This is a genomic window from Vreelandella titanicae BH1 (assembly GCF_000336575.1).
Classification (GTDB): domain Bacteria; phylum Pseudomonadota; class Gammaproteobacteria; order Pseudomonadales; family Halomonadaceae; genus Vreelandella; species Vreelandella titanicae.
Genome location: NZ_AOPO01000002.1, coordinates 225,556 through 242,998, shown reverse-complemented (window position 1 = coordinate 242,998; position 17,443 = coordinate 225,556). Strand labels below are relative to the sequence as shown.

Genomic DNA, 17,443 nt, shown 5'->3' with positions numbered 1-17,443 from the left:
CGACTTCATCCAGCATACGATTCACCACCTACCACATTTTACGTTTGGAGCTTTCGGCCCAGCCCACTATAGCTTCGTAGCGATGGGCACACTCGGCTAAAAACTCATCCCACTGGGGTAGGCCTGAAGCGCCTCCGACTGAGTTAGGAACGCATCGGCGACGACACTTTCAAGAAACTCCACCAGTAGCAGGTTACGTGCCATGGACGCACAGAAAGTAACCTGTGTTGCGAGCTGGTCGTCTCCATCGCTTAGTGCTTGCCAGAAAGATCGCTCCAACTTCTCTAAGCGTTTACGAATGGCTTGGCTTACAGATTTAACAGCCACGGGACGGTTCTTCTGGAGGCGGTTATCAACAATGATTGCCTACTGCCACTGTTCATCATCTGCTTCAGACCGCAGCACATCGGCGATGGAGCGGCTTTCGCGTACCATCAGCCCACCGCCGATCAGGTCAGAATTGTAGCTGAAAGAAGTTGAAAGGCGCTCATCAAGGTTAATTACATTGGAATTGCGGACAGTTTATCAGTAATGAAATCAGCTTTTACTAGGCTTACTGCCCTTCTTGAGCTGCTCCAGCAAGCTTCGGCGTTCCGCAGGATCGAGCTTATCCAGCTCAAGGATAAGTTCTGCAATCGTATCGTCTTCGCAGAAAAAATAGGGAATGGGCACCTCCAGTGCCTCTGAAAGCCTCTTCAGCAACTGGTAATTGGGCGCATGCTGGCCCTTTTCATACTGCGTCATACGCGCACTCGCCAGATTCGGCTCCATGCCGAGGTATTCACCCAACTGCCTTTGTGTCATACCCGCTGCTTGCCTGGCGGCTCTCAAGCGATCTGGAAGCGGACTATCCATGAAAACACCATCGCTACTTGGAAAGCCGCTAGGCTAGCGCAAGATGACACAAAAATATGCTAAGAGATTCTTAGCAAGAATGCAATGGTGTTTTGAAGGTGTCTTCATTTTGATTTAACAAAAGGAAATCTTTCACGATAATTTACTAATTTTTAGAAAATAATTCTCTAGTCGAAATTTTCCGACCAAACTGAGTTCCTATAAAAGTCTCAGACTCAACCGATGAGTAGCGATTATAAGATGCATATCGAGATACTTCGCTCAGTGGGACATCATCAATAGGCAGCTTGAATGGATTATCTTTATCAAAAAAAACGTTATCCAAAACATCAACAAAATGCTGCCTATGAACAGTATTATCTCCCTGCGACAAGGCTAAAAAAAGAACCTCATCGAGAATGTGTTTAATTTTTCTTACCTCACCTCGCGTTGCAGAAAAAAGTGGAAATAGTATCTCATCGCTATGAAGTGGCGGCGGTTCATGAAAGCCCATCCTTAACGCCAAGCCTTTTAAAAACCTTACATACTCAACACGATCGATTTGTTTAAAAATTTTAAAATACGGCAGTTCTATTGAACACATTAATCGCGAGGCCCATTGAGGCTCGTTAGATATTTCAGAAGCCCAGGGCATACCTACTAAAACGATGGGTATGCAAGCCTGCTCGCTGAGCAACTTAAGTCTATTGGCAACACGTTGACGATCTTCAACCGACTTAAACTCTATTAACTCTTGAAATTCATTGATGATGATTATTTGTGTTTTACATTTTTTTAATACTTTGACTAATGCCTCTGCTAGGCCCGTCTCACGACGACTACCTTTTCTTGCTTCTGAACCAAAATACCCCAAATCGCTCAATAATTGAATCATCATTTTTTCAACATCAGGCTTACTTGGTATGCGCGAAACGAGCACAGGCTTTACTAGAACATCGCCCTCTCTGTAGCTTGGAAATGCCGAATAAAACTCATTGATTAATTTACTTTTACCAGTCCCTGTATCTCCTAACAGCAACATACACTGCTGTTCTCCGCCTAATAGCTGATTATTTTTCAATCGATTCAAAGAACTCATCGCCTGTATTAAGGCTGCATGTTGGACAAAACAGTTTCTAAAATAAATCAATTGACTACATTTAGCTTCAGACAGTATGTTGCTCATTAATAAGGCTCCACATCAACAGCAATATCGTGCCAATCATCAACAAGCTCAAAGTTTTTTGAATCTGTTAAGCCGTCTTCTGAAGAATCACACATAGCGTTATCTCTACTTTTCATGTCACGGTGCACACTTTCAAAAGTCGCATCACTCTCACTATCCACGCCTATGAAAGCAGCAACGCTTTTCATTCCTTTTAGGCTACTTCTCTTCTTGACTAAAGCATTTCCCCTTATATCATCCATTCTCTCGCTGAGCTTCATATTTGCAAGGGCAAGCCCCTCATGATCGGTATTAATTTCAATATGATTATTCAACAACCTTCTCATAACTTGGTACTGGAAAATAGAGACGCCCTCTAAATGAAACTCCTGGCTAGTAGCATTAACTTTGATATACTTCTCCAATCCAGGTAAGAATACATACACAAAAGAAACATCAGACGGGTCTCGCTTAACACAAAGCTTATGCTTTTTCTGACCGGGGGGCGGCGGGTGATTTTTTCTGAACTCTACCAACATTTCGCTGCTATAGCTGATATGATCCACCTCTATCCCAATTGGTCGTAAATCTCGATAGACGGTAGGAAAGCTTTCGATTTTAAATCTTTGTTTTTCAGCCCCTTGGTAAACAACCGGTGGAAAATCTTGACACCCAATCTGCCAAGATAAAGCAGGTATATTGGTTCTACGTTTATTTGGCTGCTGATTATAAATATCTACAACCCATATATGAAGCAGATGTAAAAACCTGGAAAATGGTAATAACGCATCTTTCTCAGGCTCATAACCTTCTAAATCTTTTGCACTTGAGAAAGTTTTTCCCGGTATCTGATGAATAAACTCTGTATTGTAGGTGTTAAATATTCTCTCGACTAAAGGTTTCTTCCACGGTTTTCCAACTGGATTGTACTCAACGCTCATTCCTATTGAGGTAGAAAATCTCTCAAGATCTTTCGACCAAAACTCTGCGCCGTTATCAACAACAAGTGTTTCAATACGCCCTTGACATGGCCAATCTTTTTCGATGTCTGGATACTTTTCCAACAAGTCTTTTTTATCCAAGCACGCATTTAACACTGCACACCTTACAGAATTATAGCTCGGCCCTCTAAAGCTTAAATAAAAACCCACGATACATTTACTAAATGTATCAATCAAGACAGTTATAAATGGCCTTCCAATAGGGGTATTTAAGGTATCATCAAGCAAGATCAAGTCAAGAGCAGTATGATCAATTTCAACACGTTCCATCACTCTAGTAGATTTTGTGAAACTATTGATCAATCGATATTTTTTATCCGCATATCGCTTGCCATAACGCTTCAAGTCACAAATATAAGGTGGAAGCTTTTTAACTCTATCGTAAAAGGCACTTCGCCCAACCGCTTCAAACTGATCATCTGGATTTTCATTATTATGGACTAATATTAAATCCTTATAAAACTGATAAGTGGTCGCAACAGACCCCCTCACTCGTGTAAGATATTTTTTTTCGACAGCGTCCCAAAAGAAAGTGTCTTTTGAAAAAGAACTAAAATCACAAAAATTATTTTTTATAGCTCTTATATCAACCAAGGAAAGCAAATTTTTATCGACACGATACTTTGCATTCCATCTAGCTACGCTTTGCCACCCAGGCTTTTTATCTATAACACCCTCATTATACAATTCATAGATAATTGGCTCTACATTCTTCTTCGTCCAGCCTCCATTAAGCCTTTTATTGACTAACTTTATTACCTTATACTTGAACAAAGCTTTATCGGCGCAATCCTCATTAAGATCATCTATTGTTATGAATGCCACATCCTCAATTTCATCACGGCTTTTTTTACTCGCTGCTTGCGAAAAATCTATGCCTGCTAAAAACTCATCAAAAAAAGGATCTTCCAACATAAGTCACCTCATGCCCAAAGAAGCAAATCGTCACCAATTTGCTTTTCCAATATATTGGCCTTTAATTTCCCAGAGGCTATTAACGAAACCAGTGAGCGAATAACTCTAGGACGGAAGCTAATGTCATATAGAGCACAAATTTCATGCAAGAAAATAGGGGAGTGAATTTTTACAAGGCCATAAACACTATCATACAACTCGCAATGGCTCTGAAAACCAGCGTAACGATGTAGCAGCTTAAAATTATTCAAGACTGGATACTTTCTGATTTGAAGCTCAGTTACTAAGCTCAGCTCAAAACCTAACTGACATGCTGCTTCTTTTTTTGCCTGGAATTTTTGAAAAAATTCTGGATGGAGGGTTTTACTATGGGGCTTGACCTCAATAAAGGCCATTTTTTGATTATTATTTATTATCTTAAAATCAGGAGTGTAGGGGTTAGTTTTCCCATGAATTGAGTAAGTAAAACCCATAGGCTGGGCAATAAAAGACTTAACGTGAGGAGAGTATTCAAAGTGGTAGCAGGCATCAAATTCTAGGGACGACTCTACAGTGTGAGCAGAAGCAGTTTTGAAGCTAGCAAATTTATAGAGGTTTTTGACACGGGAATGACGGAGCTTACGCCTGTACATGACAGCACCCCATTTCGTAGGTTTACTACAAAAATAGGTTATGTCACGAGAAACCGCAAATTATGTCATTTTAACCGGATTTTATGTCAAAACAGACCAGAAACGACAAGAAATGGAGGCGGCCCCAAAAGCCACATCCCGGCACACGCAGCCACCACTACCGTTGCTCCCTTCCGGGCCTGGCGGGGTTCGCAGTTTAGCGTTGCGGGAGGACCTAAGGGACCACCATAACGGCACACTCTGTTATATATTAAGTGTGCTGAGGCTGATGTGGTGGCTACGCCCTGATTTGAACAGGGGACCCCATCATTATGAGTGATGTGCTCTAACCAGCTGAGCTACGTAGCCTTTCCCTCATCAACGGGTGCAGATTATGCCTACCTTAATGACGAAAGGCAAGCCGGATTCCGGCTTGCCCTGCTAGTCAACAAAGCGTATCGAAATTGACTTACTGAATAGCGGCGCGCACGGCCTCTGCACCTGGCTCGCCGTCTCGTGTTGTAACGCCGTCTAACCACTCGTCCAGTAGGCTATCATTAGCCTTCAAATAGTCACGTGCGGCATCACGGGGATCTTCGCCATCATCCATGATCGCGCTCATGAGCTGATTTTCCATTTCCAGCGTGAAGGTCATATTGCGCAGCAAGGTACCCACATTCGGGCACTCATCCACGAATCCCGCTCGGGTATTCGTGTGCACAGTCGCGCCGCCTAAATTTGGGCCAAAATAGTCGTCGGCATCAGCAAGATAAGCCATATCGAAGTTAGAGTTCATGGGGTGCGGCTCCCAGCCCAAAAACACCATCCACTGCTCATTGGGTACCCGGGCGCGCAGTTCCGCCAACATTCCCGCTTCGCTGGAATCGATCACCTGCCAATCGCCTAACCCATAAGCATCATCATCGATCATCTGCTCAATGAGCTCGTTACCGTCGTTACCCGCTTCGATGCCGTGCACGCTACGCTCAAACTGCTCCGCATGCTCGGCCAAATCGTTAACCGACGTTACCCCCGCATCGTAAACGTACTGAGGCACTGCCAGGGTATACTTCGCCCCTTCCAGGTTGGTCGCCAAGCGCTCAACTTCACCGCGCTCGATATAGGGGTCACTAATAGAGGCCATCGAGGGCATCCAGTTACCCAGGAAGACATCGAAATCATTGTTGCGCATACCGGCGTAGGCAATCGGAACGGAAACTGTATCGACGCTTGGCTCATAGCCAAGCCCTTCAAGGACTTCGCTGGCGAGCGCAGTGGTGGCGGTAATATCTGTCCAGCCCACTTCAGCAAAGCGCACGCTGCTGCACTCGTTTGCATAGGCTGCCGTTGGCAGACCCGCTGCCAGCAATAAAGCACCTGCATAGCGTGAAGAAGTTCTGCTCATCATCGTAGTCCCCTTTTATAAGCTTATTGCCAATACATATTGCCAATACGTATTTCCAAAACATAGATACGAACACTCCGTTGCTGCAGTGGTCGCAGTGCGTAGCAATCATCGCTGTCTTTTTATTGATTGAACGTTCAATAAAAAAATGCCATCATTGTTAGGTAATCATGTCTACGCTCGGGTTTCAAGCAACGACCCTGTTAGGCATTCAACGAATTAGGAGAACGTCGTGCCAAAGGTGGGAATGGAACCGATACGCCGCCAGCAGTTAATCAACGCGACTATGGCAGCCATTGATGAAGTCGGCTTAGCCGAAACTACCGTGATGCGAATTGCCCGCCATGCGGGCGTTTCAGCGGGCATTATCAGCCACTACTTTGGCGGTAAAGATGGCTTGCTGGAAGCGACGATGCGGCAAATCTTGACCGACCTGTCCGGAGCTGTTGCGGTGCGTCGCCATGCGTTGGAAGACGACTCTCCCCGCGCCCATATCGGTGCCATTATTGAGGGTAACTTTGACCGCACTCAGGTCACCGGCCCCGCCGCCAAGACATGGTTAGCGTTCTGGGCCAGCAGCATGCATAAGCCTATGCTGCAGCGTCTGCAAAACGTCAATGATCGCCGTCTTTACAGCAATTTATGTCACCAGTTCCGACGTGTTATGCCCCGCGTAGAAGCCCGCAACGCAGCACGCGGCTTAGCCGCCATGATTGATGGGCTATGGCTGCGTGGCGCACTAACGCCAGAAGGCCTTGACGCCGAAGAGGCCCGCTACCTTGCCCACACCTATCTCGACCAGCTTTTTGCTCATCATGGATGCACCAACAAAGCATCCAATATTTACCTTTAATTTTCTGATTCTTGGAGATCGACATGGCCGCTCAAGACGTACAGCCACTTTATATTGATGGTCGCCAGGTAAACGCCACTTCAGGCGATACTTTTACCGTTACCAACCCCTTCGATGGCAGCCTGCTGGCCACTATCGGCCAAGCCAGCCAAGCGGATGTTGACACTGCGGTCGCCGCAGCCCAGCGCGGCCAGCGCGAGTGGGCCGCGATGAGCGGCATGGAGCGCTCACGCATCCTGCTGCGCGCCGTCGCGCTGTTAAGAGAGCGCAATGACGAGCTTGCCGAGCTTGAAACCCGCAATACCGGCAAGCCGATCAGCGAAACGGCCAGTGTCGATATCGTTACCGGCGCAGATGCGCTGGAGTACTACGCGGGCCTGGCGCCGGCTATTGAAGGCAGCCAGATCCCCCTTCGCGACAGCTCTTTTGTGTACACTCGCCGCGAGCCCTTGGGTGTCATTGGTGCCATTGGCGCCTGGAACTACCCGATCCAAATCGCCTGCTGGAAAGCCGCTCCGGCGCTGGCGGCAGGCAACGCAGTGGTATTCAAGCCCAGCGAAGTGACTCCGCTGACCGTGATGAAACTAGCGGAAATCTTTACCGAGGCAGGCCTGCCCAACGGCGTCTTTAACGTGGTTCAGGGCGACGGCCGCGTGGGCGCCATGCTCACCGAACACCCAGGCATCGCCAAAGTCTCGTTCACCGGCGAAGCAGGCACCGGCAAGAAAGTGATGGCCGCCGCTGCTAGCTCAACGCTGAAAGACGTCACCATGGAACTGGGCGGCAAATCGCCGCTGCTGGTGTTTGCAGATGCCGACCTTGATCGCGCTGCAGACGCCGCCATGATGGCCAACTTCTACTCCAGCGGCCAAATCTGTACCAACGGCACGCGGGTATTTGTTGAGCGCAGCGTTAAAGACGCTTTTGAAGCCAAACTGGTGGAGCGCGTTAAGCGCATCAAAGCAGGCGACCCCATGGATCCCAGCGTCAACTTTGGCCCCCTGGTCAGCTTCGAGCATCAGGAGAAAGTGCTCTCCTATATTGCCCTGGGCAAAGAGCAAGGCGCTCGCCTGCTCGTGGGTGGCGACGAATGGAACACCGGTAGCTTTGCCAATGGCGCCTGGGCTGCACCCACCGTGTTTACCGACTGCACTGATGAGATGCGTATCGTGCGCGAAGAGATCTTTGGCCCGGTGATGTCGGTACTCGCCTTTGATGATGAGGCGGAAGTCATTCGCCGCGCCAACGACACCACCTACGGCCTTGCCGCCGGTGTCTTCAGCGAAAGCCTGAACCGCGCCCACCGTGTGATACACCAACTTGAAGCGGGGATTTGCTGGATAAACACCTGGGGCGAGTCCCCCTCCGAGATGCCGGTAGGCGGCTATAAAGAGTCGGGTATTGGTCGCGAAAACGGTGTTGAGACGCTCAATCACTACACCCAGACCAAGTCGGTACAAATCGAAATGGGGCCGTTTGAGTCAGTGTTTTAACTCTAAGCACTAAGCTCCGCCGGTAGGCATAACACGAAGACGCTGTGAACCCATCCATGGGCGCTCGGCTTTTTCATCTGACCGCCAAGGATGGCGGGAATGCTGGAATCGCATGGAGCACTTTCCGGCCCTGAAAAAGACGCTTCGCTTTTATGCCTACCGGCTCACTTCCTCGACTCGCCAGATTTCTTAAGGAGACACTATGTCTCAACCACGCGAATTTGATTACATCATTATCGGCGCAGGCTCGGCGGGCAATGTGCTTGCTACTCGCCTCACCGAAGACAGCAACGTCAGCGTATTGCTGTTAGAAGCGGGCGGGCCCGACTACCGCTTCGATTTCCGCACCCAAATGCCCGCTGCCTTGGCATTCCCACTACAGGGCAAGCGCTACAACTGGGCGTTTGAAACCGACCCCGAGCCACATATGGATGGTCGCCGCATGGAGTGTGGTCGTGGCAAAGGGTTGGGCGGCTCCTCACTGATTAACGGCATGTGCTATATCCGCGGTAATGCACTCGATTACGACAACTGGGCCAAACAGCCCGGCCTCGAAGATTGGGACTACCTAAGCTGCCTGCCCTACTTCAAAAAGTGCGAAGCCCGCGACATTGGACCCAACAGCTACCACGGTGGCGACGGCCCGGTCAGCGTGACCACGCCCAAAGCGGATAACAACCCGCTTTATCGCACCTTTATTGAAGCCGGCAAGCAGGCTGGCTACCCGGAAACCGAAGACGTTAACGGCTACCAGCAAGAAGGCTTCGGCCCTATGGATCGCTTCGTCACGCCCAAAGGCCGCCGCGCATCAACGGCCCGCGGCTACCTGGATACCGCCAAACAGCGCCACAACCTCACCATCGAAACCCATGCCGTTACCGATATTATTGAATTCGAAGGTAAACGTGCGGTGGGGGTACGTTATGAGCAGAAAGGCGAAAAACAGCAGGCCTACGCCCGCCGTGAAGTACTCCTGTGCGGTGGCGCCATCGCTTCCCCGCAGATTCTGCAGCGCTCAGGCATCGGCAACCCTGAACTGCTGAAGGAACTGGGTATCGAGACGGTTCACGCCCTGCCCGGCGTAGGTGAAAACCTCCAGGATCACCTGGAGATGTACATCCAGTACGAGTGCAAAGAACCCATCTCGCTCTACCCCGCGCTAAAGTGGTACAACCAGCCCAAAATTGGTGCTGAATGGCTGTTCAATGGCACCGGCGTGGGCGCCAGCAACCAGTTTGAATCCTGTGGTTTTATCCGCAGCCGCGATGAAGAGGAGTGGCCCAATCTGCAATACCACTTCCTGCCCATTGCCATTAGCTATAACGGCAAGAGCGCGGTGCAGGCCCATGGCTTCCAGGCCCACGTTGGCTCCATGCGTTCAGAAAGCCGTGGTCGTATTCGACTTACCTCGAAAGATCCACACGCCGCGCCCAGCATCCTGTTCAACTACATGGCCAAAGAGAAAGATTGGGAAGAGTTCCGCGATGCTATTCGCCTGACTCGCGATATCATCGCTCAGCCAGCCTTTGATAAATACCGTGGTCGCGAGATAGCACCAGGGCCCGACGTGCAGTCGGATGCCGAGCTCGATGCCTTCGTCAAACAGCACGCCGAAACCGCCTACCACCCCTGCGGTAGCTGCCGTATGGGCGAGGGTGAAATGGCCGTCACCGACGGCCAGGGTCGTGTCCATGGTATTGAAGGCCTTCGCGTCGTAGATGCCTCACTGTTCCCGGTGATTCCCACCGGCAACCTGAATGCGCCCACCATTATGTTGGCCGAGAAAATCGCCGACCGTATCAAAGGCCATGAGCCGCTTCCCCGTGCCAGCGTTGACTATTACGTCGCCAACGGAGCACCGGCCAAACGCGCCTGAACATTTAGTCTGTTTTTTACTCCAAACGCCATGGCTTGTCGCCATGGCGTTTTTTTTGGCTACGTTAAAGGAACAAGCTACGCCAAACGTGCCTAAAAACTTGCGTGTGATAGCCCCCATCTGCCAATATTCAAACAAGTGTTCGACTCAATATCTCAACAACGATGTTACTCGCGTTTTATTAACAACAGTCGGCCTGCAACAGTGGCCAGCAAAAAGAGAGATAACCTATGCTCACCCTACTTCTGATCGTGCTCGCCATTGTCGGCTTGCTCGTGGTCATGCGTCGCGAAGCAGGCGCTCCCGCGGCGCTAGCTGTGTTTGGCGTATTAGGCCTTGTTGGCCTACTGTTTGACGCGGAAATCATTGGTGGTCTGCTGCTTCTTGGCGCTGCGGCAGTAGCCGTGGCAGGCCTGCCTGCACTGCGTCGCAAGTGGCTCACACCGCGCTTATTCGCCACCTTTAAAAAAGTCGCCCCCAAAGTTTCCGCCACCGAGCGCACAGCTCTGGAAGCGGGCAGCGTTTCCTGGGACGGAGAGCTATTTTCAGGCAAACCCCAGTGGGAAAAACTGCTCGCCTTTAAAGACGATGGCCTACGCGACGATGAGAAAGCCTTCCTAGCCAATCAGTGTGCGAAAGCCGCTGGCATGTGCAACGCCTGGGACATCGCCCAGGAGCGCGCCGACCTGCCCCAGCAGCTTTGGGACTACCTGAAAAAAGAGGGTTTCTTCGGCATGATTATTCCGAAGGAGTACGGTGGTCTTGGCTTCTCGGCTAAGGCTCAGTCCATGGTACTGCAGAAGCTCTCCGTCAATGAAACCCTGATGGTGACCGTGGGCGTACCCAACTCCCTCGGCCCTGGCGAGCTGCTGCTTAAATACGGTACCCAAGAGCAGAAAGATCATTACCTGCCGCGCTTATCCGATGGCCGCGAGATCCCCTGTTTTGGCCTCACCGGCCCCCGCGCAGGTTCTGACGCTACCTCGCTGCCAGACACTGGCGTTGTATGTAAGCAAACCATTAACGGCGAAGAAGTGATCGGCCTGCGCCTTAACTTCGAAAAACGCTGGATCACTCTGGCGCCCATCGCCACAGTCGTTGGTCTTGCCTTCCGTCTGTTTGACCCGGAAAAATTGCTGGGTGACGAAGAAGATCGCGGTATTACCCTGGCGTTGATTCCCCGCGATACCGACGGCATGGAAATCGGCCGCCGTCACCACCCTATCGGCAGCCCGTTTATGAACGGCCCGATTATCGGCAAAGATGTCTTTGTTCCGCTGGACACCATCATTGGCGGCCCAGACATGATCGGCCAGGGCTGGCGGATGCTGGTGGAGTGTCTGTCTATCGGCCGCTGCATCACGCTGCCGTCAGGCGCCACCGGCACCGCGCGTTACGCCCTGGGCTGGAGCGGCGGTTTCACCCGTGTTCGTCGTCAGTTCAACGTGCCGGTTGCCGAAATGGAAGGTGTGCAAGAGCCCCTCGCCCGCATGACGGCGCTGGCCTATATCTCCCAGGCCACCGTGTATCAAACCGCCAATATGATCGACCACGGCGAAAAACCCGCCGTGCCCTCAGCCATCCTGAAGAGCCAGTTGACCGAGTTCCAGCGCGTATTGCTTAGCGATGCGATGGACGTTCACGGCGGCAAGGCGGTCACTCTTGGCCCGCGCAACTACCTCGGTATCGGTTACAGCGCCAACCCGGTGGCGATCACCGTGGAAGGCGCCAACATCATGACCCGCAACCTGATGATCTTTGGTCAGGGTGCTATTCGCTGCCACCCCTACGTACTAGAAGAACTGGCCGCCAAAGACGCCAACGATATGCAGGCGTTCGATAAAGCCTTCTTCGGTCACGCGGGCTTGATCTTTGGTAACGCTGCGCGCGCCTTTACCCTCGGCTTTGGCATTGGTAAAGCCAGCGTACCCTTCGACGGCCCCGCCGCCGCCTATGCCCAGGATATTGCCCGCCTCTCCGCTGGCTTTGGCCTGTGTGCCGATGCTGCCATGGCAAGCCTGGGTTCAGCGCTGAAGAAACGTGAAATGATCTCTGCACGGCTGGGGGATGTGCTGTCTAACCTCTATCTCACCTCAATGGTACTCAAGCAGTGGCAGGCAGGCAGTAAAGTAGAAGGCGAAGAGGCGCTGTTGCACTACAGCTGCCGCTTCCTGCTCCAGCGTGCCGAGCAGGCGTTTGTGGAGATTTTCGATAATCTACCCAACCGTGCGCTAGGTAAAACGCTCAACGCCGTAGTAATGCCCACCGGTCGCCGCTGGAATAAACCCCACGATGACCTGGCCCGGGATATCGCTAAGCGTGTGTCTACACACAGTGCCCTGCGCACCAAGCTGCTGGAAAACACCTGGGATGCAGACGACGGTGAACAGCGCAACCCGCTGGCGCGCTACAACGCTTTGCTGGTCGATTATGACCGCGCCGAGGCGATCTACCGCACGGTGAACAAGGCGTATGCTAAAGGCAAACTCCCGCAAACGGCGCTGCATCCTGAGGCACGTGTAGAAGCCGGTCTGGAAAAAGGCCTGATCAATGAAGAGGATGCCGACTTTATGCGTACCTTCGAGGCCGAAGTACTGGAAATGCTCACCGTGGACGATTTTGCCTACGATGCCTTTGCCAAGAATAAGTCCACGCTGATCGAGCACAACGGAAAACCTGTGGTAGCGCCTAAGCAGGAGGAAGAAAACGTTAAGTAATACCTCTTTTTCAAAGCATTACCTGTAAAGATAGCCGACTCCTGTATGCCAGGAGTCGGCTTTTTTGTGTTCACTTTCTACACCTAAATGCGTAGACCAAGGAACCAAAAACGCGTTGCAAGTTCGCAAACGATCAACTAGCCTTTCGTAAACGAAAACGATCTACCTTATCCAACAACAATGACGCTAGCGAGATCGGCATGTCCTTACATTTGCAAAATATCGATCACATCGTTAACGGTGTGCCCCATATCAGTGGGATAGACTTAGCCCTAGAGCCAGGATCCTTTAATGTGCTGCTTGGGCGAACACTTGCTGGCAAAACCACTTTAATGCGCCTAATGGCGGGGCTTGAACCACCCACCCGCGGCAAAATTATTATGGATGGCAAAGACGTCACGAACGTCTCAGTGCGTAAACGCAATGTCTCCATGGTGTACCAGCAGTTTATCAACTACCCCAGCCTCACCGTTTACGACAACATTGCGTCGCCGCTTAAACTGGCCAAACACCCAAAAAGCGAAATTGATAAACGGGTTGGCGAAATTGCTGAAATGCTGCATATCGAGCACCTGCTTAACCGCTACCCGCAGGAACTCTCTGGTGGCCAGCAGCAGCGTACCGCCATGGGGCGGGCCTTGATCAAAGATGCCGATTTAATTCTGTTTGATGAACCGCTGGTCAATCTGGATTATAAGCTCCGCGAAGAGCTACGCGATGAGTTGCGTGACCTGTTTAAAGCGCGTAACTGTATTGCGGTATACGCCACCACCGAGCCCAATGAAGCGTTAGCGCTGGGCGGTAACACGGCGGTACTGCACGAAGGCAGGCTTCTCCAATACGGCCCTACCGAGCAGGTCTATCGCGAGCCCAATGGCCGCTTTAGCGCAGAAATGTTCTCCGAACCCCCAATCAATATCGTTCCCGGTCAGCTGACCGACAGCGAGATCACCTTCGACCAAACGCTTCACTTTCCCTGCGATGACGAGCTAAAGCGTCTTGAACCGGGTGATTACGACTTTGGCGTGCGAGCTTCGCATCTCACTCTACAACCCCAACAGGCCGATGACCTGGCCCTGGATGTCCATGTGGATGTAGCGGAAATTAGCGGCTCTGAAACCTTCCTGCATGTTCGCCACGAACGCTTCCCCTTAGTGCTGCACTTAGCGGGTATTCACCAGTTTAGTGTTAATGAACCTCTGAAAGTTTACTTCCCCACCCATCAACTTTACGCCTTCGACAAGCAGGGTCACACGGTACATATTCCTGCACGTCAGGGAGGAGCTGCCCATGGCTGAGATCACACTAAAAGGCTTGGCGCACTCCTACGAAAAAACGCCCAAAGGTGCGGCGGATTACGCCATCCGGCAGATGGATCACGTATGGCACCAGGGCGGCGCCTATGCCCTATTGGGCCCATCAGGGTGCGGTAAATCGACCCTTCTGAACATTATTTCGGGCCTGCTTGAACCCTCGGAGGGTGACGTACTTTTCGACGGTCAGCGGGTCAATGAGCTGCCCCCAGAAGAGCGCAATATTGCCCAGGTGTTCCAGTTTCCGGTGATCTACGACACCATGACGGTGTTCGATAATCTTGCCTTTCCCCTGCGCAATATGAATACCCCCGAGTACCGGGTGAAACCCAAGGTACTCGAAGTCGCCGATATTCTTGAGCTGACCCCTTTGCTGGATCGTAAGGCCAAAAACCTGACCGCCGACGAGAAGCAGAAGGTCTCCATGGGCCGTGGGCTGGTACGTGACGACGTAACGGCGATTCTGTTTGATGAGCCGCTCACCGTTATCGACCCGCAGCTAAAGTGGAAGCTGCGTCGCAAGCTCAAAGAGATTCACGAGCGCTTCAATATCACCATGATCTACGTGACCCACGATCAGCTCGAGGCCTCTACTTTCGCGGATAAAATTGCCGTGATGTATGAGGGCCAGGTGGTGCAATTCGGCACCCCACGTGAGCTGTTCGAGCGCCCTGCGCATACCTTTGTGGGTTACTTTATTGGCAGCCCGGGCATGAATTTTATGGCCGTGGAATATCGCGACGATCAGGTAATGTTCGGCACACAGCCACTGCCGGTTAGCGAGCAGATGAAACACGCTGTCGCCAGCGCTGCCAATGCCAGCGCTAACGATATTAGCCATAACAATATAAAACTAGGCATCCGCCCCGAGTTTATCGCCATTTCCTCAAGTGAAGTGGCCAATAGCGTGCCGATTCAGGTGACCAGCGTGCAAGACCTGGGCACCTACTCCCTGCTGACCTTCAAACTCAACGAGCAAACGTTTAAGGCACGCCTGCCCGAAGGCCATCCGCCGGTCAGTGAAGCGGCGTTTGCGCACTTCGATGCTGCTCACGTAGCGCTGTATATCGATGAATACCTGGTGGAGGCTGGTCATGAATAACAAGGTACCCAATAACAGAGCCTGGCTACTGGTGCTTCCCATGCTGGTGTTGGTGGCCTTCTCCGCCATCATTCCGCTCATGACCGTGGTCAACTACTCGGTGCAGGACGTGCTCGGGCCGAACGCACGCTTTTTTACCGGCACTGAGTGGTTTCAAAGCATGCTCAACGACGACGCGCTGCAGGCAGCGTTTCTGCGCCAAATTTCGTTCTCGCTGATTATTCTGGCTATTCAGATTCCGCTAGGGATTGGCATCGCGCTCATTATGCCCAAACGCGGTTGGCAAGCCTCGGCGGTGTTGATCCTGATTACCCTGCCGTTGCTGATTCCCTGGAACGTAGTGGGCAGTATCTGGCAAATCTTTACCCGTGGCGATATCGGCTTAATGGGCTGGGGCCTGCGCGAACTGGGCATTGAATACAACATTACCCGTAATGCCGGCGACGCCTGGGTAACCATCATTTTAATGGACGTGTGGCACTGGACGCCGCTGGTGGCCATGCTGTGCTATAGCGGTCTCCGCTCGATTCCCGAAGCCTACTATCAAGCAGCACGTATCGACCGTGCCTCAAAATGGGCGGTGTTCCGCTACATTCAGCTCCCCAAGCTAACCAACGTGCTGGTCATTGCCGTGCTGCTGCGCTTTATGCACTCTTTTATGATCTACGCCGAACCCTTTGTACTGACGGGCGGCGGGCCGGGCAGCGCCACCACTTTCTTAAGTCAATCACTAACCACTATGGCTGTCGGCCAACAGGATTTAGGCCCTTCTGCAGCTTTCTCGCTGATCTACTTCCTGGTCATTCTGCTGGTGAGCTGGGTGTTCTACACCACCATTATGAATATGCAGAAAGACAAACCGCCGCACGGAGGTGCCTAACATGAGCTATCAACTCGAAAACACCCAGCGCGGTGAAAAGTACAACACGATTTTTAGCAAGGTTTCACCGGCCAAGCGGCGTAACCGCACCGCCCGTGCACACTGGCGCTCGCGTCTCTTGCTTGGCCTGTATCTGGCGCTGATGATTCTGCCCATTTACTGGCTGATCAATATGTCGCTACAGACCAATAGCGAAATTCTCGGCTCGATGACGCTGTGGCCCCAGAACCTTACTTTTGATAACTACATCGGCATTTTCACCAACTCAAGCTGGTACATGGGCTACGTCAACTCGATGCTCTACGTAGCGATGAATATGCTCATCACCATCTGCGTCGCGCTACCCGCCGCCTACGCCTTTAGCCGCTACACCTTTATTGGCGACAAGCATCTATTTTTCTGGCTGCTGACCAACCTAATGGCGCCACCTGCGGTATTTCTGCTGCCCTACTTCCAGCTCTACTACTCGGTAGGCCTGTTCGATACCCACATCGCCGTCGCGCTGGCTCACTGCCTGTTCAATATCCCCCTTGCTATCTGGATTTTGGAGGGCTTTATGAGCAGCGTGCCTAAAGAGATCGATGAAACCGCCTATATCGACGGCTATAGCTTTCCGCGCTTTTTCGTCAAGATTTTTATCCCCATGATCCGCTCAGGCATTGGCGTCACGCTGTTCTTCCTGTTCATGTTCTCCTGGGTGGAGCTGTTGCTGGCCCGCACGTTGACAGCCACTGACGCCCAGCCCATTGGCATGATCATGACGCGCACATCGACTGCTTCTGGGATTGACTGGGGCACTTTGGCCGCCGCCGGTGTACTCACCATCATTCCCGGCATTCTGGTGGTCTACTTCGTTCGTAACCATATCGCCAAGGGCTTTGCCCTGGGCCGTACCTGAGGAGATCTCGCTATGTCTTGGATGGTATGGACAGTGCCCACCGCCATATTCTTTTCATCCATTGCGGCCATGCTGGCAGGCATGACGGTATGGGAGATCATGTCGCCCACTGTTGAACGCAAAGGTTTTTTACCCATTGCCACCACTCGCGGGGATCGGCTGTTTATCGGCCTGCTCTCCGCAGCCTTTATCCATTTGGGCGTGATCGGCTTCACGTCACTTTCCATTTGGATAGCACTAGCGGTATCAGCCGTATGGCTGCTGGTTTTAATGCGCTGGGGATAGCCCTTGGGACTAGCCCTTGGGAAATGCCATCAGCGTTTAATCGGTATCAAGGACGGCCAAGCCATCAAGGAAGAACACAACAAAACGAGGTCAAC

The 17,443-nt window shown here is 51.6% G+C and carries 15 protein-coding genes, 1 tRNA gene and 1 other RNA gene; 9 read left to right on the top strand and 8 right to left on the bottom strand.

The features are described from left to right. Positions 1 to 96: 96 nt before the first annotated feature. The 8 genes from HALTITAN_RS25945 to HALTITAN_RS05620 form a co-directional block, all read right to left on the bottom strand. Entirely contained in the window at positions 97 to 327 is a 231-nt protein-coding gene (locus HALTITAN_RS25945; RefSeq protein WP_236557285.1) for a BrxA family protein, read from the bottom strand. A 210-nt stretch (positions 328 to 537) separates the two neighbouring features. Beyond that, positions 538 to 855 (bottom strand): helix-turn-helix domain-containing protein, encoded by a 318-nt coding sequence (locus HALTITAN_RS05645; protein ID WP_039858296.1) that lies wholly within the window; start codon positions 853 to 855, stop codon positions 538 to 540. Between the two features lie 145 nt (positions 856 to 1,000). Then, positions 1,001 to 2,020: a TniB family NTP-binding protein gene (locus HALTITAN_RS05640; RefSeq protein ID WP_009286518.1), complete on the bottom strand. Its 1,020-nt coding sequence runs from the start codon at positions 2,018 to 2,020 to the stop codon at positions 1,001 to 1,003. Beyond that, positions 2,020 to 3,915: an integrase catalytic domain-containing protein gene (locus HALTITAN_RS05635; RefSeq protein ID WP_051051887.1), complete on the bottom strand. Its 1,896-nt coding sequence runs from the start codon at positions 3,913 to 3,915 to the stop codon at positions 2,020 to 2,022. The genes HALTITAN_RS05640 and HALTITAN_RS05635 overlap by 1 nt, the downstream gene beginning before the upstream one ends. 8 nt (positions 3,916 to 3,923) lie before the next feature. Continuing rightward, the gene (locus HALTITAN_RS05630) at positions 3,924 to 4,547 is read right to left on the bottom strand and encodes a TnsA endonuclease N-terminal domain-containing protein (protein ID WP_039858295.1); all 624 of its coding nucleotides are present in this window, start codon (positions 4,545 to 4,547) and stop codon (positions 3,924 to 3,926) included. A gap of 122 nt (positions 4,548 to 4,669) precedes the next feature. Next, positions 4,670 to 4,766, bottom strand: an RNA gene (gene ffs / locus HALTITAN_RS24695) — signal recognition particle sRNA small type. A gap of 52 nt (positions 4,767 to 4,818) precedes the next feature. After that, a tRNA-Met gene (locus tag HALTITAN_RS05625) sits at positions 4,819 to 4,895 on the bottom strand. Positions 4,896 to 4,995: 100 nt separating this feature from the next. After that, entirely contained in the window at positions 4,996 to 5,934 is a 939-nt protein-coding gene (locus tag HALTITAN_RS05620; protein ID WP_009286517.1) for a choline ABC transporter substrate-binding protein, read from the bottom strand. A gap of 229 nt (positions 5,935 to 6,163) precedes the next feature. Here HALTITAN_RS05620 and betI point away from each other — a divergent pair, with 229 nt between their 5' ends. The 9 genes from betI (at position 6,164) to HALTITAN_RS05575 (ending at position 17,348) form a co-directional block, all read left to right on the top strand. Further along, on the top strand, positions 6,164 to 6,784 hold the full coding sequence (gene betI, locus HALTITAN_RS05615; protein WP_009286516.1) for a transcriptional regulator BetI: 621 nt from the start codon (positions 6,164 to 6,166) through the stop codon (positions 6,782 to 6,784). 23 nt (positions 6,785 to 6,807) lie between these two features. After that, complete coding sequence (gene betB / locus HALTITAN_RS05610) at positions 6,808 to 8,277, top strand: betaine-aldehyde dehydrogenase (RefSeq protein WP_039858292.1); 1,470 nt, start codon at positions 6,808 to 6,810, stop codon at positions 8,275 to 8,277. 202 nt (positions 8,278 to 8,479) lie between these two features. Then, positions 8,480 to 10,153 carry a choline dehydrogenase gene (betA, locus tag HALTITAN_RS05605; protein WP_027959236.1) on the top strand — a complete coding sequence of 558 codons (1,674 nt, stop codon included), beginning with the start codon at positions 8,480 to 8,482 and terminating at the stop codon, positions 10,151 to 10,153. Positions 10,154 to 10,383: 230 nt separating this feature from the next. After that, positions 10,384 to 12,870 (top strand): acyl-CoA dehydrogenase, encoded by a 2,487-nt coding sequence (locus HALTITAN_RS05600; RefSeq protein ID WP_039858290.1) that lies wholly within the window; start codon positions 10,384 to 10,386, stop codon positions 12,868 to 12,870. Positions 12,871 to 13,070: 200 nt separating this feature from the next. Next, complete coding sequence (locus HALTITAN_RS05595) at positions 13,071 to 14,168, top strand: ABC transporter ATP-binding protein (RefSeq protein ID WP_022523706.1); 1,098 nt, start codon at positions 13,071 to 13,073, stop codon at positions 14,166 to 14,168. Beyond that, on the top strand, positions 14,161 to 15,285 hold the full coding sequence (locus tag HALTITAN_RS05590) for an ABC transporter ATP-binding protein (RefSeq protein WP_027959234.1): 1,125 nt from the start codon (positions 14,161 to 14,163) through the stop codon (positions 15,283 to 15,285). The genes HALTITAN_RS05595 and HALTITAN_RS05590 overlap by 8 nt, the downstream gene beginning before the upstream one ends. Then, positions 15,278 to 16,165, top strand: coding sequence for a carbohydrate ABC transporter permease (locus HALTITAN_RS05585; RefSeq protein ID WP_022523708.1), 888 nt, complete (start codon positions 15,278 to 15,280; stop codon positions 16,163 to 16,165). Before HALTITAN_RS05590 ends, HALTITAN_RS05585 begins: the two co-directional genes overlap by 8 nt. 1 nt (position 16,166) lies before the next feature. Then, a complete protein-coding gene (locus HALTITAN_RS05580) occupies positions 16,167 to 17,063 on the top strand; it encodes a carbohydrate ABC transporter permease (RefSeq protein WP_027959233.1) in 897 nt (298 codons plus the stop codon). 12 nt (positions 17,064 to 17,075) lie between these two features. Next, positions 17,076 to 17,348: a DUF2160 domain-containing protein gene (locus HALTITAN_RS05575; protein WP_022523709.1), complete on the top strand. Its 273-nt coding sequence runs from the start codon at positions 17,076 to 17,078 to the stop codon at positions 17,346 to 17,348. Positions 17,349 to 17,443 lie beyond the last annotated feature (95 nt).

Excerpts from the sequence above, each read along its gene's own strand:
- HALTITAN_RS05645 (WP_039858296.1), bottom strand. The coding sequence starts at position 855 with ATGGATAGTCCGCTTCCAGATCGCTTGAGAGCCGCCAGGCAAGCAGCG.
- HALTITAN_RS05640 (WP_009286518.1), bottom strand. The coding sequence starts at position 2,020 with ATGAGCAACATACTGTCTGAAGCTAAATGTAGTCAATTGATTTATTTT.
- HALTITAN_RS05635 (WP_051051887.1), bottom strand. The coding sequence starts at position 3,915 with ATGTTGGAAGATCCTTTTTTTGATGAGTTTTTAGCAGGCATAGATTTT.
- HALTITAN_RS05630 (WP_039858295.1), bottom strand. The coding sequence starts at position 4,547 with ATGTACAGGCGTAAGCTCCGTCATTCCCGTGTCAAAAACCTCTATAAA.
- HALTITAN_RS05620 (WP_009286517.1), bottom strand. The coding sequence starts at position 5,934 with ATGATGAGCAGAACTTCTTCACGCTATGCAGGTGCTTTATTGCTGGCA.
- betB (WP_039858292.1), top strand. The coding sequence starts at position 6,808 with ATGGCCGCTCAAGACGTACAGCCACTTTATATTGATGGTCGCCAGGTA.
- betA (WP_027959236.1), top strand. The coding sequence starts at position 8,480 with ATGTCTCAACCACGCGAATTTGATTACATCATTATCGGCGCAGGCTCG.
- HALTITAN_RS05600 (WP_039858290.1), top strand. The coding sequence starts at position 10,384 with ATGCTCACCCTACTTCTGATCGTGCTCGCCATTGTCGGCTTGCTCGTG.
- HALTITAN_RS05595 (WP_022523706.1), top strand. The coding sequence starts at position 13,071 with ATGTCCTTACATTTGCAAAATATCGATCACATCGTTAACGGTGTGCCC.
- HALTITAN_RS05590 (WP_027959234.1), top strand. The coding sequence starts at position 14,161 with ATGGCTGAGATCACACTAAAAGGCTTGGCGCACTCCTACGAAAAAACG.
- HALTITAN_RS05585 (WP_022523708.1), top strand. The coding sequence starts at position 15,278 with ATGAATAACAAGGTACCCAATAACAGAGCCTGGCTACTGGTGCTTCCC.
- HALTITAN_RS05580 (WP_027959233.1), top strand. The coding sequence starts at position 16,167 with ATGAGCTATCAACTCGAAAACACCCAGCGCGGTGAAAAGTACAACACG.
- HALTITAN_RS05575 (WP_022523709.1), top strand. The coding sequence starts at position 17,076 with ATGTCTTGGATGGTATGGACAGTGCCCACCGCCATATTCTTTTCATCC.